Origin of the sequence: Allostella sp. (assembly GCF_041913585.1) — a bacterium.
Taxonomy (GTDB): domain Bacteria; phylum Pseudomonadota; class Alphaproteobacteria; order ATCC43930; family Allostellaceae; genus Allostella.
On record NZ_JAYSFE010000004.1, the window covers coordinates 47,131 to 71,578 of the forward strand.

The window sequence follows — 24,448 nt, forward strand, 5'->3', positions numbered from 1 at the left end:
CCTCGGCCGGCGGTCGGTCGGCACGCGACTTGACGCCGCCGGTTCCCGGACGCCACGATCCGGTCCGCCGGATCAGCCCGTCCGGGCCTGGATTCATCGCCGTCGTGCAACGCCATCTGACGCATTCTTGCCACAGTCCTGTCGACCGGTCGCCGGCGGCCGGAATAATCGTGGGTTCGGTTCGTTCCCCTGACAGCAGTGCGGCGGATCCGGCGTGACCGTACCGATCGGCGACCAGATCATCGCACTGCTGCCGCGGCTGCGCCGCTTCGCGCGCGGGTTGGCCAAGAGCATGGCCGACTCCGACGATCTGGTTCAGGCGGCGTGCGAACGCGCACTGGCGAGGGCGCATCAGTGGCAACCGGGGACCCGGTTCGACAGCTGGATGTTCCGCATCGTCCAGACCATCTGGATCGACCAGATGCGCGCGCGCGCCGTGCGCGGCGAGGCGGATGCCATCGATCCCGAGGCCCAGCCGACGGACGAGTCGGTCCGCCGCGCCGAGGCGCGGATGTCGCTCGAGGCGGTCCAGCGGGCGGTCAATCGCCTGCCGGAGGAGCAACGTGCGGTGTTGATGTTGGTGACGGTGGAAGGGTTGAGCTACAAAGAGGCGGCCGAGACTCTGGGCGTTCCGATCGGAACGATCATGAGCCGGCTCGCCCGGGCCCGAGCCGCCGTGCAGAGCATGACCGGTATGAGTGCCGGGGGGCATGGAGGTGGCAATGCGACGGTTTGACGACGAGACGCTTGTGGCGTTCGTCGACGGCGAACTGGACGAGGCGACGGCGACCGAGGTCGCCCACGCCCTCGAAGCCGACGCCGAACTCGCCGCACGCGTGGAGATGTTCCGCAGTTCATCGGTCCTCGTGCGCGCGGCCTTCGCCGGCGTCATCGACGAACCGGTGCCCGAACGGCTGATGGCGGCCGCGCGCGGCGCCGCCGCGGACGATGCCGGCGGCAAGGTCGTGCCGTTCCCGAAGCGACGGCCGATCGGGCGCTGGATCGCCCTGCCGCTGGCGGCGTCGGTCGCCGCCCTGATGATCGGGGCCAGCGCCGGCTACTGGGCCGGGCGCTCGCCGGTCGCGCCGCCGGTCACCGAGACGGCGGCGACCTCCGGGCTGGTCGACAATCTCGCCGGCTACTACGACCTCTACACGGTCGGCGGCGAGCCGGAACAGATGGCGTTCGCGGACATGCGGACGGCCGAGCGCGACGGGCTGCAGAGCTGGCTGTCGAGCCGGCTCGACCGGGAGACCAAGGTCCCCGACCTGTCGCCCTTCGGCTACAACCTGCGCGGCGGCCGGATCGTCATCTCCGAGGGCCGCCCGGCGGGGCAGATCATCTACGAGAACCCGACGGACAAGCGGCCGATCGCGATCTATGTCGGCGCCACGACCAAGCGCGACGCCCAGTTGACCCTGGACCAGCGCAAGGACGTCAACGTCGCCTACTGGCGGCGCGAAGGCCGGACCATCGCGGTGTTCGGCAAGTCCGACAAGAGCGTGATCCGCGACATCGCGACCAAGGTCGACCAGGGCGGCGGCATCTGAGCCGCCCGGCGACGGATCGGACGAAGCGAGAGCCCGGCCCCCGGCCGGGCTCTCGTCGTTTCGGGGGTCAGGTCCGGGCCGGACGTGGCGGCCGCGCCGTGAGGCGCATGCCGGCGGCGAAGGGGAGCGCCATCAGCACCGTCATCGCCGCCCAGACCAGGGCCTCGCGGTTGGCGAGGGTCTCGCCGATGGTGACGCCGATCGCCGTCGCGAGCGCGCCCGCGAAGAGGATCGCGCGGCCGTCCCCGCCAAGGACGGGCCCGCTGCCGGCGGCGTAGAGGCCGTCGATCGCCAGCGTCGGCCGGCGACCGAGGGCGAGGCGCGCCGCCAGGAAGACGGCGGTGCCGACGAGCGGCAGGGCGAAGAGGGCATTCGGGAAGTCGCGGTAGCGGCCGTCGAAGGCGATCGCGAAGCCATGGGCGACGGCCAGCGCCGCCCAGACGCCGTAGAGCCGGGCGGCCCGGCGCGCCCAGGGCGCCCCCGCCGCTTCCGGTGCGCCCAGGCTGCGGAAGGCGGTCGCGAGCGCGGCCGCGGTCGCCAGCGTCAGCAGGGCGGCGAAGCCGGTCCAGGCGAGGCGCCAGGCGGAATAGGCATGGAGCCATTCGAGCAGCACCGCCGAGACGCCCGCGGTGGCGATGACCTGGGCGCCGGCGGCGGCCCAGAGCGCGCCGTGGGCGGAGAGGCCGGGCCGGGTGATCGCGATCCAGCCGAGCAGGAGGAGCGCGATCGCCCCGGTGACGAGGAAGTGCCGACGCCAGTGCGGGTCCTCGACGACCTTGCCGTCCGCCCCCCACTTGGCGACGCGATCGGCCGAGAACAGCCCCCAGTTGGCGCCGACCGTGCCCTCGAGCTTCTGCTTCCAGCCCTGGTCGAAGGCCTCGATCAGGTTGTAGTCGACGCCCCGGTCGGCGGCGAGCGCCCGGAAGCCGTTGACGAAGCGCGCCTTGTTGACCAGCGACGGCACCGCCGGTCCGCGCTGCCGCCCGGCGCTCGGCCAGCCGGCCTCGCCGATCAGCAGCGGCTTGCCGGGAAAGGCGCGCTCGATCTCGCGATAGGCGGCCATGACGTGGGGTTCGAGATCCTCCACGGAAGAGGGGTGGTTCTCCCAATAGGGCAGGATGTGGATGGTGACGAAGTCGACCTCGGCGGCGAGCGCCGGGTTGCGCTTCCAGAACTCCCAGACGTCGGCATAGCTGACCGGCTGCTTCACGGCGGCGCGGACGCGCCGGATGTAGGCGGCCAGCGCCTCGGGCTTCTGTTCCTTGCGCAGCAGCACCTCGTTGCCGACGATCACCCGCGTGATGACGTCGGGATAGGCGTTGGCGAGGCCGATCAGTGCCTCGACCTCCTGGTCGTTGATATCGGCCTCGCTGCCGATCCAGGCCGACATGGTGACCTGCAGGCCGAGGCGGCGGGCGATCTCCGGCACCACCTCCAGCCCCTCGCGGCTGGTGTAGGTGCGCACGCCGGCGACCCGGCCCTTGAGGAGCGTCAGGTCCTCCTCGATCTCGGCGGCGCTGGGGTAGCGCTTGACGAGCGGGCTCTGACCGTCGCGGAACGGTGCGAAGGAGACGCTGCGGATGATGCCGAGCGGCCGCGCCTCCAGGTCGTAGGGGCGGTTGGGCAGGCTCCAGAACAGCCAGTTGGCGGCAAGGGCGACAAGCGCCCCGGCGACGAGGGCAAGCAGACGCAGCACGGGGTCGGGAATCCGGGGCAGGCGCCGCGTCAGGCGCGGCGGCGGTAGACGATGTAGCGGTCGAAGGTCTTGTAGAGCTCGTAGTTCAGGAACTCGCTGGCGAAGCGCGAGCTCTGCATGAAGTAGGCCAGGTAATCGAAGACCTTGCCGTCGCAGGTCGGCATGCCGGGGACGCGGTCGACCACGACGAGCGGCGGCCGGTTGCGGACCAGCCCCTCGGTGACCGTGTCGAAGACGTGCCGCTCCGCCGGCGACATCGCGTCAGGGGCATGGAACTGCTGCGGCCCCTTCTCGGGACAGTATTTGTAGACGCCCTGGAGCACCCACATGCTCATGTAGGGCATCGCCATCCGGGCGCCCGTGTAGTTCAGCATGGGGAAGAAGGGGTAGATGCCGGGCGACAGCGCCAGGAACGACTCGCGGTTCGGCTCGGCCTCGACGAGGGCGATCTGGCGGCCGAGGCGGCCGTCATAGCCCATGCGGTCGACGCGGAACCAGGGCGGGGCGTCGTTGTTGGCGGCGACGTAGGAGAGGGCCAGGATGCCGACCACCAGCGTCGCGCCGAGGCGCCGGCGGCGCAGGATGTCGGTCGGCCCGTAGCGTTCCGCCGCGGCGGCGATGACCGCGGCGCCGAGCAGGATGAAGGCGAGGTCGGCGTGCAGCCACTGGTGCGACCAGCCCTTGCCCTGGACGATGGTGGTCACCGCCGCGCCGATGGCGAAGAGCGAGAGCGCCTGGCAGAGCCGCGACGGCACCATCAGCAGGGTGAGGACGGCGAGCACCAGGATGCCGATCTCGATCGGCAGGAAACCGCGGTTGAAGGCGACGAGGGGGCTGGAATCGCCGAGGCGCGAGTAGAGTTCCAGCGTCCACGGCAGGATGGTGCGGACATACTCCGGGAAGGCGGCGACGGTCAGCGCGGCATAGGCCGCCCAGAAGGCCGCCATGGTCCACGGCATCGGGTCGCGGAAGGCGGCGCGCCGCCGGACGAGGAGGACGAAGCCTTCGATCACCGCCGGGACGATGAGGAAGAAGGGCTTGAGGGCGAAGCCCGCCGCGGCGGCGAGCGCGATCGCGACGGCGATCGACGGGGCGACGCGGTGGCCCTCCAGCCGCAGCGCCGCCAGGACCACGTAGGGCGCCGTCAGCACCACCATCAGGTGCTCGCGCTGGCCGAGTTCGCCCGGCGTCAGGAGCGCGAACAGCAGGGCGAGCGGCACCAGGGTCGCCGTCAGCATCCCGGTCTGGCCGTGGCCGATCCGCGACGCCCGCCATGCGAGCAGGCGCCAGGAGAGGAAGGCCGATGCGATCGAGGCGGCGACGACGCAGCCGATGAGCGCCGTCGGCTCGGACAGTCCCGTCCACTGCTTCAGCAGCACCGGCACCAGCCCGAGGATGAAGACCAGCGGCGGATTGACGTCGATCAGATCGACATAGAGGCGCTCGCCGGCCCACCAGCGGTCGGAGAAGTAGAGGATGGCGCCGGTATCGTGGTCGATCGGCGCATAGAACTGGGCGGCGACCCAGACCAGCGGCACGGCGAGGCCGAGCGCGACCGCGCCGGCGAAGGCGAGGCGCCCGGCGAAATCCCCGGCCAGGGCGAGATCCCGCCACCGGGGCGCAGGGATCGTCCGTCGCGCCGACCCGTCGCCGGTCAGGTCGCTGGGTTCGAACGTCGTCATGAAGGGAACTGCCCTGCGCCAAGGGGTTGAAAACCGGGTGCCCGCAACACCGCCTGGGCGGACAACGGGCCAGGGCAACGGCTATTCCACCCGCTCCGGGCCATCGGCCGTCTCGTGAAGGTCGTGATCGGCGGCCGGTCGGCCGGGCTGCTACGGGGTGGCCTGGGCGAGGGTGGCGATCTGGGCGACGTGCTCGCGGAAAGCGACCAGCTCCGGCCCGCGCAGGTCGCGCGGTGCCGGCATCAGCGCATGCATCGGGTTGACCGGGCGGCCGTCGACCAGCACCGAGAAGTCGAGATGCGGGCCGGTCGAGCGGCCGGAGGAGCCGACATAGCCGATCACCTGGCCCTGCCGCACGGTGGCGCCCTCGGTGACGCCGGGCGCGTAGTCGCTGAGATGGCCGTAGCCGGTCGACAGGCCGCTGCCGTGCGTGAGCCGGACGTAGCGGCCATAGGCGCCGCGCCAGCCGGCCCATTCCACCGTCCCGTCGGCCGAGGCGACGATCGGGGTGCCGATCGGCGCCGCGAGATCGATGCCGCGGTGGAACATGCGGCGCTTCAGCTTCGGATGCTTGCGCCAGCCGAATTCGGAGGTGAGGCGGGCGTCCGCGACCGGCGTCGCCAGCGTCAGCGGGGCGACGCTGCGGCCATGCTCGTCGAAGTACCCGGCGGCGCCGTCCTGCGGCATGTAGCGGTAGATGCGATGGTCGTAGCCGGCGACGCGGACGCCGACATAGCGCGCGATGTGGCTGGTGGCGCGGCCCTGGCCCTCGCGCCGCTCGGCCAGGATCTCGAAGGTGGCGCCCTGCGGCACCGGTCGCGGCAGGTCGGCGTCGAGCGCGAGCAGGCGGTCGATCTCGGCCATCAGGTCGGTCGGCACCTCGGCCCGGGCCATCGACTGGCGCCAGTCGTCCGAGACGGTGCCGGTCATGGTGACGAAACGGGCGGCGCGCGGGTCCGCACCCTCCGAGGCGGTGAAGCTGCCGTCGCGGCCGCGGGCCAGGGTCACGTCCCCGCCCTGGGCGCGGATCACCCGGAGCGCGGCGAGGCTGCGCTCGCCGGCGGCGTTGGCCCCGTCGAGGACGAGTTCGATACGGTCGCCCGGCACCAGACGCTGGCGTTCCTCGATGTCCTCGAAGGCGTCGACCGCGGCGATCAGGTCGTCGACGTCGACGTTTTCGCGGACCAGCACGTCGATCAACGTCTCGTCCTCCTCGACGAGCGCCAGGACCCGCCGGTCCTGGTCCGCCGCCGCCGCAGGGGCCGAGGCCGGTCGGTAGAGGGCCCGGGTCGCCGCCGCGGGCCGCGCGAGAAAGCTGGCCGGGCGCACCGCCGCGGCCTTGCCCCCGGGCTTCGCCTTGCCGGGTGCGACCGCCTTCGCCGCCGGCTTGCCGGTCGGCAGCGTCGCCGGCCGACCCTGGAAGGTGAGCGGCTTGGCGGCGGGCGTGGCGGCAGCCGCCTTGGTCAGGCTCGGCTTGATGCCGGCCGGCTTGGCCGCGGGCACGGCCGCCGGCCTGGCCTTGGCGGCGGTCGGGACGGGCTTCTTCTGGGGAATGCCGGCGGCCCGTTCGGTGGGGGCGGCGAGGGCCGGAGAACTGGCGGGGATGAGGGCGGCGACGGCGGCGGCCAGGACGATTGCGGAGGTCGTTCCCAGGAACGACGCAAACACTCCGTACGGCATCGCTCGACGCATGCCCCCCTCCCAACTCGTGAACACCGGCGGCGGGCCCCCACCCGCCTTTGTTAACGATTGTTACGAACGGCTTCGCCGCCTGTCAAACGGGCATTCTCCGGTACCGCTGCGACAATGGCGAACTTGACGATCGCGTCGCACGCGGAATTCCGCAGAGTCCGGGAGTGGCCGCGGTCACCGATCCGCGCCGCAGGAGGATGGCGGCGACACCTGCCGTCGCCCGCGACTCCGCCGGTCGCCGGCCCGCGAATCACTCGCGGGCGAGGGCGGCGCGGACCAGCGCCACCGTCTCCGGGATGCCGAAGAGCGCCACGAAGGAGCCCATGCGCGGCCCCTCGCTCTGCCCGAACAGCACCTCGTAGAGCGCCTTGAACCAGTCGCGCAGGCTGGGGAACGGGTGGCGCTTGCCGACCTCGTAGACCGCGTTCTGGAGGGAGCTCGCGTCGCTGTCGGCCGGCATCGCCGCCAGCGTCGCCGCCAGGTCCTCCATCGCCGCGCGCTCGACCGCGGTCGGGGCCCGCGGCACCTGCCGCGGCTTCACGAAGTCCTGGTAGTAGCGGATGGCGTAGCCGGCGAGGCGGTCCAGCATCGGCGCGCTCTCCGGACGGGTGCCGGGGGCGTAGCGGCTGATGAAGCCCCAGAGCACGTCCTTGCTCTCGGCATGGGCGACGCCGACGAGGTTGAGGAGCAGGCCGAAGGTCAGCGGCACCTCGGCCGCCGGCGGGGCGCCGGCGTGGATGTGCCAGGCGGGGTTCTCGAGCTTCGCCGCGGGCGTTTCGGCCGGGAACTTCTCGACGAAGCCGAGATACTCGTCGACCGCGCGCGGGATGACGTCGAAATAGAGGCGCTTGGCCCGCCGCGGCTGCTGGTACATGAAGAGCGACAGGGACTCGGGCGGCGCGTAGGCGAGCCAGTCCTCGACCGACAGGCCGTTGCCCTTCGACTTCGAGATCTTCTCGCCGGCCTCGTCGAGGAAAAGCTCGTAGTTGAAGCCCTCGGGCGGGTGGCCGCCGAGGATCTGCGCGATCCGGCTCGACAGGCGGACGCTGTCGATCAGATCCTTGCCGGCCATCTCGTAGTCGACGCCGAGCGCCACCCAGCGCATCGCCCAGTCGCACTTCCACTGCAGCTTGCAGTGGCCGCCCGTCACCGGCACCTCGACCGTCTTCCCGTCCTCGTCCTGGAAGGCGATGGTGCCGGCGTCGGCGTCGCGATGGAGGAGCGGCACCTGGAGCACGCGGCCGGTCGCCGGGCTGACCGGCAGGAACGGGCTGTAGGTCGCCTGCCGCTCCGCCCCCAGGCTCGGCAGCATCACCGCCATGACCTCGTCGTAGCGCTCCAGCACCGTGCGCAGGGTCCGGTCGAAGCGCCCGGAGCGGTAGCACTCGGTGGCGCTCTGGAACTCGTAGTCGAAGCCGAAGGCGTCGAGGAAGGCGCGCAGCCGGGCGTTGTTGTGGGCGCCGAAGCTGTCGTGGGTGCCGAACGGGTCGGGCACCGCGGTCAGCGGCTTGCCGAGATGCGGGCGCACCAGCTCCGGGTTCGGGATGTTGTCGGGGACCTTGCGCAGCCCGTCCATGTCGTCGGAGAAGGCGAAGAGCCGGGTCGGCAGGTCGCTCAGTTCGGCGAAGGCGCGGCGCACCATGGTCGTGCGCACGACCTCGCCGAAGGTGCCGATATGCGGCAGGCCCGAGGGGCCGTAGCCGGTCTCGAAGAGGACGTAGCCCTTCTCGGGCGCTTTGCCGGCGAAGCGCTCCTGGAGCCGTCGTGCCTCCTCGAAAGGCCACGCCTTCGCCGCCTGCGCGAGGCTGCGCTGCTCCGGGTCCGTCACCGTCGGTCTCCTGCTGCTGCCCAAGGAAAAAGGGAGCGCGGAAGCTAGGCGCTGGCCGGGGCAGCGTCAATGCCGGCTCCCGGCCGGCCCTGCACCTTATATATAGGGGCCTATGACCGAGTCGCCCGCCGTCGCCGCCCTGCCCGTGGCGCCCAGTCTCGTGGTCGGCCTGCGCGAGGCGGCGTGGGTCCCGGTCGGCGGCGGCGCGGCCGAGGTGCTGGGACTGGAGGCCGTGCGCCGCCGGATCGAGGCCGCCGCGCCCTTCGTCGTCCACGGCCGGGCGACCGCGCGCCGTCTCGGCCTCGAATCCTTTCCCTGCCTCGACCTGCTCGAACTCTACGCCTTCTGCCGGCCGGCCACCTTCTGCGTGCCGACCGCGCGCGGCCTCGCCCAGGCACTGGGGTTCGAGGTCCCCGAGGGGCGGGAGGAGGCGGCGCTGCTGCTGCCGGCCCTAGCGCGGCGCCTGCTCCAGGACCTTGCCGAGGAGGGCGACGCCGACGCGCGCGGCATCGCCCGCGCCATGGCGCGCGGCGGCTGGATCTGGGCGCCGGCCGTGCTCGCGGCCTTCGGCGACGCGGCCGACCCAGCCCACGCCAGCGCCGCCCCGCTCCAGGTCTGGGCGCGCCTCGGCGAATGGTCCGAGCATGCGCCGGAGCCGCCGTCCGGCTCGCTGCCGGTCGCGCCCGAGGAGGCGACGGAGCGGCTGGCGGAGCTGCTCGGTCCCGCGGCCGAGCGCCGGCCGCAGCAGGCCGAATATGCCGCGGCGGCGGCCGGCGCCTTCGTCCCGCGCGAGCGGGTGGGGGAGCCGGCCGTCGTCCTGGCCGAGGCCGGCACCGGGGTCGGCAAGACGCTGGGCTACCTCGCGCCGGCCACCCTCTGGGCCGAGCGCAACGGCGGCGCGGTCTGGGTCTCGACCTACACCCGCAACCTCCAGCGCCAGATCGACGACGAGCTCGACCGGCTGCATGCCGACCCGATCCTCAAGGCGCGCCGGGTCGTCGTCCGCAAGGGGCGGGAGAACTATCTCTGCCTGCTCAATTTCGAGGAGGCGGTGGACGCGACCCGCGGCCGCCCGGCCGACGCCATCCCGCTCGGCCTGATGGCGCGCTGGGCGGCGGCCTCGCGCGACGGCGACATGGTCGGCGGCGACTTCCCGGCCTGGCTCGCCCAGCTCGTCGGCCGCGGCCGCACCCTGGGCCTGACCGACCGGCGCGGCGAGTGCGTCTATTCCGCCTGCCCGCACTACCACAAGTGCTTCATCGAGCGCTCGGTCCGGCGCGCCCGGCGGGCCGAGATCGTCATCGCCAACCACGCGCTCGTCATGGTCCAGGCGGCGCTGGGCGGCATGGACGACACGACCCTGCCGACCCGCATCGTCTTCGACGAGGGCCACCACGTCTTCGACGCCGCTGACGGCGCCTTCGCCGCCCATCTCTCGGGGCAGGAGACGGCCGACCTCCGGCGCTGGCTGCGCGGGGCCGAGGCGGGGCGGCGCAGCCGCGCCCGCGGGCTGCGGCGGCGGGTCGAGGACCTGGTGACGGGCGACGCCCAGGCCGAGCGGGCGCTGGAGGACATCCTGGTCGCGGCCGCCGCGCTGCCGACGGAAGGCTGGCTGCCGCGGCTTGCCGGCGGCAAGCCCGAAGGGCCGACGGAGGCGTTCCTGACGCTGGTCCGCCAGCAGGTCCATGCCCGCTCGCCCGAACGCGACCAGTCGAACTACGGCAAGGAGGCCGCGGTGTGGCCGCCGGTCGACGGGCTGTCGGAGGCGGCGGAGGCGCTGGAGGCGGCGCTGGCGAAGCTGGCGCGGCCGATGCGCACCCTGGTCGAGCGGCTGAAGGCGCTGCGCGACGACGAGGCCGACGAGGTCGACACCGCGACCCGGATGCGCATCGAGGCGATCGTCCGCGGCCTCGCCCGCCGCGCCGACGGCGAGGTCGCCGGCTGGCAGGCGATGCTGCGCGACCTCCGCCGCGACACCCCGCCCGAGTTCGTCGACTGGCTCGCCGTCGAGCGCTTCGAGGGCCACGATCTCGACGTCGGCATGTACCGCCACTGGGTCGACCCGACGGTGCCCTTCGCCGAGGCGGTGGTGAAGCCGGCGCATGGCGTGCTGGTGACCTCGGCCACCCTGACCGACGGCGTCGGCGACCCCGACGCCGACTGGGCCGCGGCCGAGGAGCGCACGGGGGCCCGCCACCTGGCCGTGCCTGCCCGCCGCGCCAGCCTGCCCTCGCCCTTCGACTATGCGGCGCAGACGCGGGTGCTGGTGGTGACCGATCTGCGGAAGGACGACCCGGACCAGGTGGCGGCCGCCTATCGCGCGCTCTTCCTCGCCGCGGGCGGCGGCGCCCTCGGCCTCTTCACCGCCGTCAGCCGCCTGCGCCAGGTGCACCACCGCATCGCCCCGGCGCTCGACGCCGCCGGCCTGCCGCTCTACGCCCAGCATGTCGACGGGCTCGACACGACGACGCTGGTCGACATCTTCCGGGCGGAGGAGGAGAGCTGCCTGCTCGGAACCGACGCGGTGCGCGACGGCGTCGACGTGCCCGGCCGCTCGCTGCGCCTCATCGTCTTCGACCGGGTGCCATGGCCGCGGCCCGACATTCTGCACAAGGCCCGGCGCGCGGCCTTCGGCGGCGCCGCCTACGACGAGCGGCTGACGCGCTTCCGCCTGCGCCAGGCCTTCGGCCGGCTGGTCCGCCGGGCGGACGACCGCGGCGTCTTCGTGCTGCTCGACCGCGCCTTCCCGTCGCGCCTCTTCGGCGCCTTCCCGACCGGCGTCACCGTCGAGCGGATGGGGTTGGCGGATGCGGTGCAGGCGACGCGCGGCTTCCTCGCGCCCGGCGGGGCGTCAGCCGACGAGCGCCAGGGCGACCGACAGGGTGACGAAGGATAGGGCGGTGGTGGCGAGGATCGCCGTCGAGGTGCCGGCGACGTAGATGCCGTAGCGCAGCGCCACCACGAAGGCGAGCGCGCCCGTCGGCAGGGCCGACATGATGACGGCGGCGGCCGCCCATTCGGGCTCGAGCGCGAACACCCGCCAGGCGAGCCAGGCGGCGAGCAGCGGCTGCAGCACCAGCTTGCAGAGGCTGATCCAGGCGAGTTCCGGCAGCGAGCCGGCGAGCGGCTTGCCGACCATGAAGAGGCCGACCGCGAAGAGGGCGCCCGGCCCGGCGGTCGCGCCCATGAGGTCGAGGTAGGTTGCGACCGGCTTGGGCAGGCCGAGCCCCGCCGCCGACCAGGCGAGGCCCGCCGCGGGGGCCAGCAGCAGCGGGTTGGTCAGGACCGCCCGGGCGGCGTCGCGCGCGACCCGGGCGCCCGAGCGCTCCGACCGTCCGATCTCGGTGACGACGATGGCGAGCGCGACGGCGACGGCGGCGTTGAAGACGGTCGCCACCACCGCCGGCAGCACGCCGCCGGCGCCATAGGCGGTGAGGTAGAGCGGCAGGCCCATGTAGCCGGTGTTGGCGAAGCTGGCCGCCAGCCCCTGGAGGCCCTGGTAGGCGAGATTGGGCCGCGCGAAGAGCAGCCCCGCCGCCATGCCCATGAGGTAGGTCGCGAGGAAGGCCCCGCCGAAGGCGGCGAGGAAGGGCAGGTGCAGGACCTCCGCCACCGGGACCCTGGCCATGGCGTGGAAGAGGAGGGCCGGCAGGGCGAACCAGTAGACGAAGGCGTTGAGCGCCTCGCTCGCCCCCGGGCCGAGCACCCGGAAGCGGCCCGCCGCATAGCCCGACGCCATGATGGCGAAGACCGGCAGGACGACGTCGACGACCGCGTCCATCACCCTCGGCCCCGGGCCCGCCGGGCGCGGTCTGCTTGACAAGCCGGGCCCGGTTCTTCCACATCCGCCGCCACGCTCAACGACCGGACGGCCCGATGCTCAATCCCCAGGATGCCCTGATCCAGACGATGGTGCTGGCCGCCGCCGCGGACCGCGACATGACCGACCCGGAGGTCTCGACCATCGGCGAGATCGTCGGCCACCTGCCGATCTTCCGGGATTTCGAGCGCGGCCGCCTGGCGCAGATCGCGTCGGCGTGCGTCGACCTGCTGCAGCAGGAGGACGGGCTCGACGTCGCCTTGAAGCAGATCAAGGAGGCGCTGCCGCCGAAGCTGCGCGAGACCGCCTACGCGCTCGCCTGCGACGTCGTCGCCTCGGACGTCAAGGCGAGCCAGGAGGAACTGCGCCTGCTCGAGATGATCCGCCACCGGCTCGACGTCGACCGCCTGACCGCCGCCGCCATCGAGCGCGGCGCCCGCGCCCGCTACGCCCGGGGATAGCCGGGAGCGGCGGGACAGGCCGGCATCCGCGCCCGCGCTTCCACCCGTCAGGTCAGCGTCTCCAGCAGCCGCAGCATCAGCTTCGCCCTCGGTTCGAAGGACGAGTAGTAGGCCTGCTCGTAGTCGGTGTGGGCGCCCTTGCCGTCGACGCCGAGCCCGTCCAGCGTCGGCACGCCGACCGCGGCGGTGAAGTTGCCGTCGCTACCGCCGCCGGTGATCGGGCAGTCCTGGAGGTCGAAGCCGATCTCGGCCGCCAGCATCTTCGCGTGGTCGAAGAGTTTGGCGATCTTCTCGTCCTTGACGTAGGGCGGCCGGTTCATGCCGCCCGTCACCCGGACCTGGACGTCGGGCTCGTCGGTCGAGAGCGCCAGGATGCGCGCCACCATCTCCTCGCCGGTCGCCGCGTCGGGCACCCGCAGGTCGACTTCGGCCGTGGCGAACTGCGGCACGACATTGACCCCGGTGCCGCCGGAGATCAGCCCGACATTGGTGGTGATGCCGCGGGCATAGTCGGTCATCCCCTCGATCTCGAGGATCAGCTTGGCCAGCGCCCGCACCGCGCTGCGCCCGTCCTCGTGGCGCGCCCCGGCATGGGCCGGCCGGCCCTCGACCTCGACGACGAAGCGGCCGACGCCCTTGCGCGAGGTGACGATCTTGCCGCCGTCGCGCGCCGGCTCGGTCACCAGCACGTACTTGTTCTTGCGCGCCTCGGCCTCGATCATCTCGCGGGAGGTCGGGCTGCCGACCTCCTCCTCGGGCACGAACATGAAGGTGACGGGCAGCGGCGTCTGCCGGCCGGCGCGGACGAGGTGCTGGTAGGCGTAGTAGGCGAGGTAGGCACCGCCCTTCATGTCGTAGATGCCGGGGCCGAAGACGACGTCGCCCCGCCGCTCGAACTTCAGCTTCTGGATCATGCCGATCGGGTGGACGGTGTCGATGTGCGACAGCACCAGGATGCCGGGCCCGTCGCCGCCCCATTGCGTGCGCGCCTTCAGGATGTCGCCGAAACCGTCGCGGCCCGGCGTGCGCTCGATGACGGCACCGAGCCGCGCCAGCCCGGCCTGGACGTGGTCCGCCATCCGGTTGACGGCGGCGGCATCGCCCGACGGGCTCTCGATCGCCACCCAGTCCCGGATGCCCTCGAAGATCTCCTCGGCGCGGATGACGGGTTCGTTGCGCGGCTGTTCGTTCATGGGACGGCAGGCTCTCGGCGAGGGTGGCGGGCAGGTTCGGGCGACACCATACCGGCAATCGCGGGCATCCGCATGTGCGATGGGCCCTTGAAAGCCGACGCAACTTAGATATATCGAAGTGCGTACCAAGAAGGAGTACGCACACTTGCACTACGATCACGTTCATACCGACCACCACGGCCGCGGCCGCGGCCAGGGGCGCGACTTCGGCCCTGACCACCGCCACGCCATGCGCGGGCCGCGCCGCGGCGGCGACGGTTTTGCCGGCGACCGGGGCGGGCCCGGGCATGGACACGGCCGCGGCCGCGGCGGGCGGGACGGCGGGCGCCGGGCGCTCGATTCCGGCGACCTCCGCCTCGTCCTCCTCCACCTGCTGGAGGGCGAGGCCCGCCACGGCTACGACCTGATCCGCGAGATCGAGACGCGGACGGGCGGCGCCTACGCGCCGAGCCCGGGCGTCGTCTACCCGACGCTTTCGGTGCTCGACGAACTGGGTCACATCGCCGAGGCGCGGACCGAGGGCACGCGGCGCAGCTTCTCGCTGACCGAAGACGGCCGCGCCCATCTCGACGCCCACCGGGCGGAGGCGGAGGCGGCGCTGGCCCGGCTCGACGCGCTCGGCCGCGACCGCGACCGGCTCGACACCGGCCCGGTCAGCCGCGCCATGGCCAACCTCCACACCGTCCTGCGCGACCGTCTGGCGGGCGAGGCCGTCGGCCGCGAGACGCTGCTCGACGTGGCGGCGATCCTCGACGAGGCGGCGCAGAAGATCGAGCGGCTGTAGGCGGCGGCGCAGGCCGCGCGGCAGGGGTTCGGGGAAGGCTTGCGGGCCGGGCCGCTTCGGCCTATGCGGTCTCCTTCCATGGACCTCTATCGTGCGGCCCTGCCGCTCATCCGTGCACTGCCGGCGGAGGCGGCGCACGACCTGACCCTGCGGCTGCTCGAGAGCGGGCTGGCGCCGGCGCCGCGCGTGGCGGCGGACCCGCCGGCGCTCGCGGTCGAGCTCTGGGGGCGGCGCTTCCCGAACCCGGTCGGGCTCGCCGCCGGCTTCGACAAGGACGCGCGGGTGCCGGACGCGATGCTGCGTTTCGGCTTCGGCTTCGTCGAGACGGGCACGGTGACGCCGCACCCGCAGGCCGGCAACGCCAAGCCCCGCCTCTTCCGCCTGCCCGAGGACCGGGCGGTCATCAACCGCTTCGGCTTCAACAACCGCGGGCTCGACGCCTATGCCGCGCGCCTGGCCGCGCGGCCGCGCGCCGGCATCGTCGGCGCCAATGTCGGCAAGAACAAGGACCAGGCGGACGCCGTCGCCGACTATGTCGCCGGCATCGAGCGGGTGGCGCCGCTCGCCGACTATCTCGTCGTCAACGTGTCCTCCCCCAACACGCCCGGCCTGCGCGACCTGCAGCGGCGCGAGCCGCTGCTGGCGCTGGCCCGGGCCGTGCTGGCGGCCCGCGCCCGCGCCGTGCCGGCGGGCGCGCCGCCGCTCCTCCTCAAGGTCGCCCCCGACCTGACCGACGAGGACCGCGACGACATCGCCCAGGTCGCGCTGGAGAGCGGGGTCGACGGGCTCGTCGTCGGCAACACCACGGTCTCGCGCCCGGCGGGCCTCCGCGCCGCCGCCAAGGGGGAGGCGGGCGGCCTCAGCGGCCGGCCGCTCTTCCCGCTTTCGACGGCGGTCCTGGGCGACCTCTGGCGCCGCACCCAGGGCCGCATCCCGATCGTCGGCGCCGGCGGGGTCGCCAGCGGCGCCGACGCCTACGCCAAGATCCGCGCCGGCGCCTCGCTCGTGCAGCTCTATACCGCGCTGGTCTACGAGGGGCCGGGCCTCGTCCGCCGCATCAAGGCCGAGCTGGCGGCGCTGCTGGCCCGCGACGGCTTCGCCCGCGCGGCCGAGGCCGTCGGCGCCGACCACCGCTAGGGCGCCCGCGATGGCCCCGCCGCCCCACCCGCCGGCGCTGGCCGAGGCGCTGGAGCGCCGGCCGCAGCGCATCGTCATCCTCGGCCGGTCGGGCAGCGGCAAGTCGACGCTGGCCCGCCGCCTGGGGGCGGAGCTCGACCTGCCGGTCGTCCATCTCGACCGGCTCTTCTGGCAGCCGGGTTGGGTCGAGGCCGACCGCGAGACCTTCCGCGCCCGCGTCACCGAAGCGCTTGCGGGCGACCGCTGGATCACCGACGGCAACTTCTCCAACAGCTTCGACCTGCGCCTGCCCAGGGCCGAGCTCGTCGTCTGGTTCGAGGTGCCGCGGCTGGTCTGCATCCGCCGCGTCCTCGGCCGCGTCTGGCGCCACTACGGCCGCGCCCGCCCCGACCTCGCCCCCGGCTGCCCCGAGCGCCTCGACTGGGAGTTCCTGCGCTACATCTGGAACTTCGACCGCGACACCCGGCCGAAGATCATGGCGGGGCTGGCGGAGCATCGGGCGGCCGCCCGCGTGGTCGTCGTCGACGGCGCCCGCCCGGCACCCCGGCGCGCCGGGACGTCGTGCTGACGATGCCGGGCGCGGCCCGGCGGCGACGGGCGAATGTCCCGAATCGATGGACAAATCCCGGCCAGGGGCCGCCAATGCCCACGGGAGGGCCCTCGGCCGTCCCGCAAAGAACGGATCACGGAGGGAACGATGCACTTCGAGATCTACCGCGACACCGGCGGGGAATGGCGGTGGCGGCTCGTCGCGGCGAACGGAAAGCAGATCGCCAACGGCGGCGAAGGCTATGTCAACCGGGCCGACTGCGAGAACGGGATCCGGCTGGTGAAGGGCACGAACGCCGACACGCCGATCCGAACCAAGGAATGACGGCAGCTGGCCGATCCTTCGGCGGGGACGGTCGGATTGCCTCGGCCTGTCGCGCATGGCACAACCCGCGGCTGGCCTCCGCAACCGACCGTTCCCCGCCCCCATGATCCACATCCACGACGACATCTCCGCGCTCGAAGAGCGCTATGACGGCTTCATCCTCGATCTCTGGGGGGTGCTGCACGACGGCACGCGCGCCTATCCGGGCGTGCCGGAGGCGCTGACGCGGCTCCACGACGCCGGCAAGAAGATCGCGCTGCTGTCGAACGCGCCGCGCCGCGCCATCCATGCCGAGGCGCGCATGGTCGAGCTCGGCGTGCCCAAGGGCAAGTACGACTTCGTCATGACCTCGGGCGAGGACACCTGGCACCACCTGCGCGACCGGCCGGACGCCTTCTACCAGGGGCTCGGGCGGCGCTGTTTCCACATCGGGCCGGCGCGCGACGTCAACCTCTTCGAGGGGGTCGCGATCGAGCGCGTCGAGCGCGTCGAGGAGGCCGAGTTCATCCTGAATTCCGGTCCCTGGGGCTATGACGAGACCCTGGCCGACCACGAGGAGCGGCTGGCCCGGGGCGTCGAGCTCGGCCTGCCGATGGTCTGCGCCAACCCCGACCTCGTCGTCATGATCGGGCCGCGCATCGTCATCTGCGCCGGCACGCTCGCCCGCCGCTACGAGGAGCTGGGCGGCCGCGTGCGCTACCACGGCAAGCCCTATCGCGGCGTCTATGACCGCATCCTGCACATGTTCGAGGGCCTGCCGCGCGACCGGGTCTGCGCCATCGGCGACACGCTGCGCACCGACGTCGCCGGCGCCAACCTGATCGGCATCCACTCCTTCCTGGTGACCGGCGGCGTCCATGCCGAGGAGTTCGGCGCCGCCGTCGGCGAGCGCCCGGACCCGGCGCTCATCGAGGCGGCCTGCGCGCGCGAGGGCATCCGGCCGACGGCGGCGCTGATCGGGTTCCGGTAGGCGGCGGCCCTGGGGCGGGAAGGGGGCTCGGGCGATGCGCCGCCTCCTCGCCCTGCTGCCGTTTCTCCTGCCGCTGCCGGCCGCGGCCGCGGACCATGCGATCGCCATGCATGGCGAGCCGGCACTGTCGGCCGACTTCCGGCACCTGCCCTATGCCGATCCCGCCGCCCCCAAGGGCGGGCGGCTCGCCGTCGCCGCACTCGGCAGCTTCGACAGCCTCAACCCCTTCGTCATCAAGGGCGTGCCGGCCCGCGGCATCCGCGGCTACGTCTTCGAGAGCCTGCTGACGCGCAACGAGGACGAGCCCTTCACCCTCTACGGCCTCCTCGCCGAGCGGGTCGAGACGCCGCCCGACCGCGCCTGGGTCGCCTTCACGCTCGACCCCGCGGCCCGCTTCCAGACGGGCGAGCCGGTGACGGTCGACGACGTCCTCTTCTCCCTCGACCTGCTGCGCCGGCGCGGCCGGCCCAACCACCGCTTCTACTATTCCAAGGTGACGGCGACCGAGCGCCTCGGCGCGCGCACGGTGAAGCTCGTCTTCGACGGCTCGGGCGACCGCGAGCTGCCGCTCATCCTCGGGCTGATGCCGGTCCTGCCGCGCTCGGTCTATGCCGGCCGCGACTTCGACCAGGGCACGCTGGAGCCGCCCGTCGGCTCCGGCCCCTACCGCGTCGCCGAGGTGGAGCCGGGGCGCCACGTCACCTATCGCCGCGACCCTGGCTGGTGGGGGCGCGACCGGCCGATCAACCGCGGCCGCTTCAACTTCGACGAAATCCGCTACGACTATTTCCGCGAGGCCAACGTCGCCTTCGAGGCCTTCAAGGCGGGGCTGCTCGACGCCCGGGTGGAGACGAGCCCGGCGCGCTGGGCTGCGGGCTACGACTTCCCGGCGATGGCCGACGGTCGCGTCACCCGCGCCGAGATCGCCCACGGCCGTCCGTCCGGCATGTTCGGCTTCGTGCTGAATGCCCGCCGCCCGGTGCTGGCCGACGTGCGCGTGCGCGCGGCGCTCGTCGATTCCTTCGACTTCGAATGGGCGAACCGCGTCCTCTTCCACGGCGCCTACCGCCGCACGGCGGGCTATTTCGACAATTCGCCGCTGGCCGCCGCCGGCCCCGCCTCGCCGGCCGAGCGCGCGCTGATCGCGCCCTTCCTCGACCGCCTGCCGGCCGACATCCTCGGCCCGCCGCCGGTGCCGCTGTCGGGGGACGGAACCGGCCAGGACCGCGCCCAGCTCCGCCGCGTCTTCGAGCGGCTGGCGGCGGCCGGCTGGCGCATCCGCGACGGCCGCATGACCGAGGCCGCGACCGGGCGCCCGCTCGCCTTCGAGATCCTGCTGGTCCAGCCCGAGCACGAGCGCTTCGCCCAGCACTGGGCGCGGACGCTGAAGCGGCTCGGCATCGAGGCCCAGGTCCGCACCGTCGACAGCGCCCAGTACCAGGGGCGGCTCGAGAGCTTCGACTTCGACGTCGTCGTCAATCTCTGGGCCAACTCGCTGTCGCCCGGCAACGAGCAGTCCTTCTACTGGAGCCGCGAGGCGGCCGACCAGCCGGGCAGCCGCAACTATCCCGGCGTCGCCGAGCCGGCGGTCGACGCGGCGATCGCGGCCCTGGTCGCGAGCCGGACGCGCGGCGAGCTGACGGTCGCGGCCCGCACCCTCGACCGCGTGCTGCGCGCCGGCCACCATGTCGTCCCGCTCTGGTACGAGCCCGTCGACCGCGTCGCCTGGTGGACCCGCCTCGGCCACCCCGCGCGCTCGCCCGTCACCGGCGTCGACCTCGATAGCTGGTGGCAGGCGCCGTAGCGCCCCCTCGTCAGGCGGTCCGCAACGACGTGGCAAGGCCGAGAAAGACGAGAATGGCCCGATTGAGCTGCACCATGTCCTCGTCGTCGAGCCGGCCGATCCGTGAACCGATCTTCGACCTCGGCACGGTCATGATCTTGTCCGCCATGAGGCGGCACGGAACGCGAAGGCCGTTGCGTGGACTGGGTTCGACGGGTGGTCGGAAGAGGGGCGCGTCGGTCACGTTGGTGGTGAAGGCACAGAAAGTGACCGACCCGATATCGTCGAAGAGGTCGTCCTGCACGACGACGACGGGGCGAGGCTTGCCCGCATAGTCCGGACCGCCGGCCACCGTCCAGATTTCGCCGCGTTTCACTCCCCGTGCCAGTCGACCAGGGAGTCGATGAAGGCGAGATCGTCCGCCTCCTGGCTGCTCGCCGCCACGGCGCGCGCCTGGCGGCGGGCCTCGGCCTGAAATTCCGGCGAGCGGACATCCGGCACCCAGATCTGGATCGGCCGCAGCCCCTGGCGGCGCAGGCGCTCGCGATGCTGGCGCACCTTGTCGCGGGACGTCTTCCGCCCGGTCGCAGCGGTCATGGCCCGTCTCCTCCGATGGTTACATGTAACCTAGCGCCGGGAGGCGCGTTTGACCATCCCGCCTCGGGACGCGATATTGGTCGGCACAACCCTCCACCGACGCCCGAGCCATGACCGACTTTCCGCCCAAGACCGTCGCCGACTGGGACAAGCTGGCCCGCAAGGAGCTGCGCGACCGGCCGCTCGGGGACCTCGTGCGGGTGACGCCGGAGGGCATTCCGGTGAAGCCGCTCTATACCGCGGCCGACCTCGAGGGGCTGGCGCATCTGGGCACGCTGCCGGGCTTCCCGCCCTATGTCCGCGGGCCCCGCGCGACCATGTATGCCGGCCGGCCCTGGACCATCCGGCAATATGCCGGCTTCTCGACGGCGGAGGAGTCGAACGCCTTCTACCGGGCGGCGCTCCGGAACGGCCAGATGGGGCTCTCGGTCGCCTTCGACCTCGCCACCCACCGCGGCTACGACAGCGACCATCCGAGGGTCGAGGGCGACGTCGGCAAGGCCGGGGTGGCGATCGACAGCGTCGAGGACATGCGCATCCTCTTCGACCAGATCCCGCTCGACCGCATGAGCGTGTCGATGACCATGAACGGCGCCGTGCTGCCGGTGCTCGCCATGTACGTCGTCGCGGCGGAGGAGCAGGGGGTGCGCCAGGACCAGCTCTCGGGGACGATCCAGAACGACATCCTCAAGGAGTTCATGGTCCGCAACACCTACATCTATCCCCCCGGGCCCAGCATGCGGATCGTGGCCGACATCATCGCGCACACGGCCCGCTTCATGCCGAAGTTCAACTCGATCTCGATCTCCGGCTACCACATGCAGGAGGCGGGCGCGACGGCGGTCCAGGAGCTCGCCTTCACGCTGGCCGACGGGCTGGAATATGTCCGCGCCGCCCTCTCCAAGGGTCTCGGCATCGACGATTTCGCGCCGCGCCTCTCCTTCTTCTTCGGCATCGGCATGAACTTCTTCATGGAGATCGCCAAGCTGCGGGCGGCGCGCCTGCTGTGGGCCGAGATGATCCGGCCGTTCGACCCGAAGAACCCGACCTCGCTGGCGCTGCGCACCCACTGCCAGACCTCGGGCGTCAGCCTGACCGAGCAGGACCCCTACAACAACGTCGTCCGCACCGCGATCGAGGCGATGGCGGCGGTGCTGGGCGGCACCCAGTCGCTGCACACCAACTCGTTCGACGAGGCGCTGGCCCTGCCGACGCCCTTCTCGGCCCGCATCGCCCGCAACACCCAGCTCATCATCGCCGAGGAAACGGGCGTCCCCCACGTCGTCGATCCGCTCGCCGGCAGCTATTACGTCGAGCGGCTGACGGCCGACCTGGCCGACGCCGCGCGCAGGCTGATCGCCGAGGTCGAGGAACTGGGCGGCATGACGCGGGCCGTCGAGAGCGGCATGCCGAAGCTGCGCATCGAGGAGGCGGCGGCCCGCCGCCAGGCGGCGATCGACACCGGTGCGGAGGTCATCGTCGGCGTCAACAAGTACCGGCCGGAGACGGCCGAGACGGTCGACGTGCTCTCGATCGACAACACCAAGGTGCGCGAAGCGCAGATCGCCCGCCTCAACACCGTCAAGAACCGGCGCGACGGCGCCCGCTGCCGGGCGGCGCTCGACGCCCTCTCGGCGGTCGCCGAGACCGGCCAGGGCAACCTGCTGGCGGCGGCGATCGAGGCCGCCCGGGCGCGTGCCACGGTGGGGGAGATCTCCGACGCGCTGGAGCGTGTCTTCACCCGCCACCGCGCCACGGTGCAGAGCGTCAGCGGCGTCTATGGCGGCGCCCTCGCCGAGGATGCCGGCTTCCGCCGCATCCAGGCCGAGGTCGAGGCGTTCGCCCGCGACGAGGGGCGGCGGCCGCGCATGCTGGTCGTCAAGATGGGCCAGGACGGGCACGACCGCGGCGCCAAGGTCATCGCCACCGCCTTCGCCGACATCGGCTTCGACGTCGACATCGGCCCGCTCTTCCAGACCCCGGAGGAGGCGGCCCGGCAGGCGATCGAGAACGACGTCCATGTCGTCGGCGTCTCGACCCAGGCGGCCGGCCACCTGACGCTGGTGCCCCAGATCATCGCGGAGATGCGCCGGATGGGTGGCGGCGACATCGTCGTCGTCTGCGGCGGCGTCATCCCGCCCAAGGACTACGACGCGCTGAAGGAGGCCGGGGTGGCGGCGATCTACGGGCCCGGGACCAACATCCCGCACGCCGCTTCGGAGATCCTGGGCCTCGTCGCCCGGCGGCGGAAGGCCGCCTGACCCGGGCGCTCCGCTTGGGTCCGCTCGTCTCGACCGCTTGGCTCGCCGACCATCTCGGCGATCCGGGCCTGCGCGTCTTCGACTGCACGCTGTTGACCCGACCGGCGCCCGACGGTGCCGACCTCGTGTCGGAGAGCGGGCGGGCGGCCTGGCTCGCGGGCCATCTGCCGGGCGCGGCCCATATCGACATCCTGGCGCTCTCCGATCCGGAGCAGCCCTTCCGCTACGCCCTGCCGCCGCCCGACCGCTTCGCCGCGGCGGCGGAGGCGCTGGGCATCGGCGCGGGCGTGCGGCCGGTCCTCTATTGCCGCAACCACCACATGTGGGCGGCGCGGGTGTGGAACACGCTGCGCCACTACGGCTTCGACGGTGCGGTCGTCCTCGACGGGGGCTGGACCAAGTGGACGGCCGAGGGGCGGCCGGTCGAGACGGGCCCCGTCGCGCATCCGCCGGCCCGTTTCGTCGCCCGGCCGCGGTCGGGCGTGTTCGTCGATGCCGATGCGGTCGCGGCCGGTATCGGCGATCCCGGCACCATCCTGGTGAACGCCTTGTCGCCCGAGCAGCATGCCGGCCGCGGCGGCGTCCACTATGGCCGCCCGGGCCGCATCCCGGGCAGCGTCAACGTCCCGGCCCGGGCGCTGACCGACCCGGAGACGACGGCCTACCTGCCGCCCGAGCGTCTGGCGGTGCTGTTCCGCGCCGCGGGCGTGCTCGATGCCGACCGCATCGTCGTCTATTGCGGCGGCGGGGTCGCGGCGTCGAGCGACGCGCTGGCCCTCGCCACGATCGGTCGCGACGCCGCGGTCTATGCCCGCTCGCTCCAGGAATGGGCGCGCGATCCGGTCCGGCCGCTGGTGCGGGACTGAGAAGCCGCCGCCGCCCGGAAGGGACGGCGGCGGAAAAGGCGGGATCAGCCGCCCGGCTGGGTCGCCGGGGCGGGGGCGCTCGCCACCGGCGCCGGGGTCATCGGCGTCATGGCGGTCTTGGCCTTGGTGTATTCGCAGGCGACGCCGGCGGTGGCCGCCATCACGCCGGCCGCGGCGACGAGGGAGAGCAGTGCGCGCATGTCATGGTCTCCTTGCCGTTGGGGCAGGGTCAGGCTGCGCGCCGAGCGTCCCGGCGGTCAATCGGCGCTCGCGGGATCGTGATCGCCGTCCGTCCGCCCCCTATCGCGGACCGGGCGGCATCTTCGGCAGGGTGGCGGCCCGCCACGCCCAGTCGGCGGCCCAGGCGCCGAGGACGCCCGAGGTCACGACATAGACGCGGCTCGCCGCCTGCGCCGTCGAGGAGGCGAAGCCGGCGGCCGCGCTGGCCGCCTGCCCGGCGCCGGGATAGTACGGCAGCGACCCGATGGTGCCGGTCAGGAGGTTGCCGACGGCGATGCCGCCGAGGGCGCCCGCGGCCAGCACCGACACCCGGGCATAGTCGCTGGCATGGCCGGTCACCCAGTCGTAGACGGCGGTGGCGCCGATGGCGCCGGCCGCCACCGACAGGCCGGCAAGGAGCCGGCTGCCGAGCGCGATCTCCAGCGGCACCGCCGCCAGGACGCCCCCGGCCCAGGGCACGGTCGCGAAGGGCGCGGCCAGGACGTTGAAGACGGCGACTCCGGCGATGGCGCCGACGCCGGCCCAGAGCAGCTCGGGGTCGACCACCGGCAGCCACGAGCGCGCGGCTTCGACGGCTTCGTCGGCGCTGGCCCGCCAGTTCCCGGCCCATTCCTGGTAGGCGTAGCGGCCGGCGAGGCCGCCCGCCACGGCGCTGGCGACGGCGTAGACCCGGCTCATCGCCACCGACATCTCGGCCGCGACCACCGAACCCGCGCCGTAGGCGAAACCGCCCGGCAGCGCCTGCAGCCCGAGCGCGGCGAGGTTGAAGCCGACGACGCCGGCGATCGCGCCGAGGCCGGCGACGAGCGGCAGCCAGTCGTCGCGCTCGGGGGCCGCGGCGCCGACAGGCGCCGGGACCGGAACCGTCGGCGCCGCCGGCGCAGGAGCGAGGCCGGGCGGCGCCGGCACCTGCGCCAGCACCGCCGTCGGCAGCCACAGCACCAAGAGGAAGATCGCCGCGATCCGTCTCGCCATCGCCTCCGCCCCGACTCCGCCCGTCCGTCGATCGTGGCA

The 24,448-nt window shown here is 73.0% G+C and carries 22 protein-coding genes; 12 read left to right on the forward strand and 10 right to left on the reverse strand.

Annotated elements, in window-relative coordinates:
- Positions 1–214: 214 nt before the first annotated feature.
- Positions 215–736: a sigma-70 family RNA polymerase sigma factor gene (locus tag ACE3Q3_RS01720; protein ID WP_374440836.1), complete on the forward strand. Its 522-nt coding sequence runs from the start codon at positions 215–217 to the stop codon at positions 734–736.
- Positions 723–1,550 (forward strand): anti-sigma factor, encoded by an 828-nt coding sequence (locus ACE3Q3_RS01725; protein WP_374440839.1) that lies wholly within the window; start codon positions 723–725, stop codon positions 1,548–1,550. Before ACE3Q3_RS01720 ends, ACE3Q3_RS01725 begins: the two co-directional genes overlap by 14 nt.
- A 67-nt stretch (positions 1,551–1,617) precedes the next feature.
- On the opposite strand, the gene ACE3Q3_RS01730 is transcribed toward ACE3Q3_RS01725, so the two are convergent.
- From ACE3Q3_RS01730 to ACE3Q3_RS01745, 4 genes are all read right to left on the reverse strand, one after another.
- Positions 1,618–3,246, reverse strand: coding sequence for a glycosyl hydrolase family 17 protein (locus ACE3Q3_RS01730; RefSeq protein WP_374440841.1), 1,629 nt, complete (start codon positions 3,244–3,246; stop codon positions 1,618–1,620).
- A 29-nt stretch (positions 3,247–3,275) separates the two neighbouring features.
- The gene (locus ACE3Q3_RS01735; RefSeq protein ID WP_374440843.1) at positions 3,276–4,928 is read right to left on the reverse strand and encodes a hypothetical protein; all 1,653 of its coding nucleotides are present in this window, start codon (positions 4,926–4,928) and stop codon (positions 3,276–3,278) included.
- A gap of 150 nt (positions 4,929–5,078) precedes the next feature.
- On the reverse strand, positions 5,079–6,596 hold the full coding sequence (locus ACE3Q3_RS01740; protein ID WP_374440846.1) for a M23 family metallopeptidase: 1,518 nt from the start codon (positions 6,594–6,596) through the stop codon (positions 5,079–5,081).
- A gap of 274 nt (positions 6,597–6,870) precedes the next feature.
- The gene (locus tag ACE3Q3_RS01745) at positions 6,871–8,448 is read right to left on the reverse strand and encodes a lysine--tRNA ligase (protein ID WP_374440849.1); all 1,578 of its coding nucleotides are present in this window, start codon (positions 8,446–8,448) and stop codon (positions 6,871–6,873) included.
- A 112-nt stretch (positions 8,449–8,560) separates the two neighbouring features.
- Between ACE3Q3_RS01745 and ACE3Q3_RS01750 the strand changes: the two genes are divergently transcribed.
- Positions 8,561–11,344 carry an ATP-dependent DNA helicase gene (locus tag ACE3Q3_RS01750; RefSeq protein WP_374440851.1) on the forward strand — a complete coding sequence of 928 codons (2,784 nt, stop codon included), beginning with the start codon at positions 8,561–8,563 and terminating at the stop codon, positions 11,342–11,344.
- Here ACE3Q3_RS01750 and ACE3Q3_RS01755 read toward each other — a convergent pair.
- On the reverse strand, positions 11,300–12,229 hold the full coding sequence (locus ACE3Q3_RS01755) for an AEC family transporter (RefSeq protein WP_374440854.1): 930 nt from the start codon (positions 12,227–12,229) through the stop codon (positions 11,300–11,302). The two genes, ACE3Q3_RS01750 and ACE3Q3_RS01755, sit on opposite strands and share 45 nt — an antisense overlap.
- 95 nt (positions 12,230–12,324) lie before the next feature.
- Here ACE3Q3_RS01755 and ACE3Q3_RS01760 point away from each other — a divergent pair, with 95 nt between their 5' ends.
- Positions 12,325–12,729: a tellurite resistance TerB family protein gene (locus ACE3Q3_RS01760; RefSeq protein WP_374440857.1), complete on the forward strand. Its 405-nt coding sequence runs from the start codon at positions 12,325–12,327 to the stop codon at positions 12,727–12,729.
- 47 nt (positions 12,730–12,776) lie between these two features.
- On the opposite strand, the gene ACE3Q3_RS01765 is transcribed toward ACE3Q3_RS01760, so the two are convergent.
- Positions 12,777–13,922 carry a M20 family metallopeptidase gene (locus tag ACE3Q3_RS01765; RefSeq protein WP_374440860.1) on the reverse strand — a complete coding sequence of 382 codons (1,146 nt, stop codon included), beginning with the start codon at positions 13,920–13,922 and terminating at the stop codon, positions 12,777–12,779.
- Positions 13,923–14,067: 145 nt separating this feature from the next.
- On the opposite strand from ACE3Q3_RS01765, the gene ACE3Q3_RS01770 reads away from it, so the two are divergent.
- From ACE3Q3_RS01770 to ACE3Q3_RS01795, 6 genes are all read left to right on the forward strand, one after another.
- Positions 14,068–14,706 carry a PadR family transcriptional regulator gene (locus ACE3Q3_RS01770; RefSeq protein ID WP_374440863.1) on the forward strand — a complete coding sequence of 213 codons (639 nt, stop codon included), beginning with the start codon at positions 14,068–14,070 and terminating at the stop codon, positions 14,704–14,706.
- A 78-nt stretch (positions 14,707–14,784) separates the two neighbouring features.
- On the forward strand, positions 14,785–15,843 hold the full coding sequence (locus ACE3Q3_RS01775) for a quinone-dependent dihydroorotate dehydrogenase (protein WP_374440866.1): 1,059 nt from the start codon (positions 14,785–14,787) through the stop codon (positions 15,841–15,843).
- A 10-nt stretch (positions 15,844–15,853) separates the two neighbouring features.
- Entirely contained in the window at positions 15,854–16,411 is a 558-nt protein-coding gene (locus ACE3Q3_RS01780) for a hypothetical protein (protein WP_374440868.1), read from the forward strand.
- A gap of 129 nt (positions 16,412–16,540) precedes the next feature.
- Positions 16,541–16,717 carry a YegP family protein gene (locus ACE3Q3_RS01785; protein ID WP_374440870.1) on the forward strand — a complete coding sequence of 59 codons (177 nt, stop codon included), beginning with the start codon at positions 16,541–16,543 and terminating at the stop codon, positions 16,715–16,717.
- 103 nt (positions 16,718–16,820) lie between these two features.
- Positions 16,821–17,687, forward strand: coding sequence for a TIGR01459 family HAD-type hydrolase (locus tag ACE3Q3_RS01790; RefSeq protein WP_374440873.1), 867 nt, complete (start codon positions 16,821–16,823; stop codon positions 17,685–17,687).
- Between the two features lie 34 nt (positions 17,688–17,721).
- On the forward strand, positions 17,722–19,491 hold the full coding sequence (locus tag ACE3Q3_RS01795; protein ID WP_374440876.1) for an extracellular solute-binding protein: 1,770 nt from the start codon (positions 17,722–17,724) through the stop codon (positions 19,489–19,491).
- 10 nt (positions 19,492–19,501) lie between these two features.
- Here the strand turns inward: ACE3Q3_RS01795 and ACE3Q3_RS01800 are convergent, their stop codons facing one another.
- Together ACE3Q3_RS01800 and ACE3Q3_RS01805 are read right to left on the reverse strand one after the other, a co-directional pair.
- Positions 19,502–19,846, reverse strand: coding sequence for a type II toxin-antitoxin system PemK/MazF family toxin (locus ACE3Q3_RS01800; RefSeq protein ID WP_374440878.1), 345 nt, complete (start codon positions 19,844–19,846; stop codon positions 19,502–19,504).
- Positions 19,843–20,067, reverse strand: a complete 225-nt coding sequence (locus ACE3Q3_RS01805) for an antitoxin MazE family protein (RefSeq protein ID WP_374440880.1) — start codon at positions 20,065–20,067, stop codon at positions 19,843–19,845. Before ACE3Q3_RS01805 ends, ACE3Q3_RS01800 begins: the two co-directional genes overlap by 4 nt.
- A gap of 110 nt (positions 20,068–20,177) precedes the next feature.
- On the opposite strand from ACE3Q3_RS01805, the gene scpA reads away from it, so the two are divergent.
- Positions 20,178–22,328, forward strand: coding sequence for a methylmalonyl-CoA mutase (gene scpA, locus ACE3Q3_RS01810; RefSeq protein ID WP_374440883.1), 2,151 nt, complete (start codon positions 20,178–20,180; stop codon positions 22,326–22,328).
- A 14-nt stretch (positions 22,329–22,342) separates the two neighbouring features.
- Positions 22,343–23,194, forward strand: coding sequence for a sulfurtransferase (locus ACE3Q3_RS01815; protein ID WP_374440886.1), 852 nt, complete (start codon positions 22,343–22,345; stop codon positions 23,192–23,194).
- A gap of 44 nt (positions 23,195–23,238) precedes the next feature.
- Here the strand turns inward: ACE3Q3_RS01815 and ACE3Q3_RS01820 are convergent, their stop codons facing one another.
- Positions 23,239–23,394, reverse strand: coding sequence for a hypothetical protein (locus tag ACE3Q3_RS01820; RefSeq protein WP_374440889.1), 156 nt, complete (start codon positions 23,392–23,394; stop codon positions 23,239–23,241).
- Positions 23,395–23,494: 100 nt separating this feature from the next.
- A complete protein-coding gene (locus ACE3Q3_RS01825) occupies positions 23,495–24,409 on the reverse strand; it encodes a hypothetical protein (protein ID WP_374440892.1) in 915 nt (304 codons plus the stop codon).
- Between the last annotated feature and the right edge of the window lie 39 nt (positions 24,410–24,448).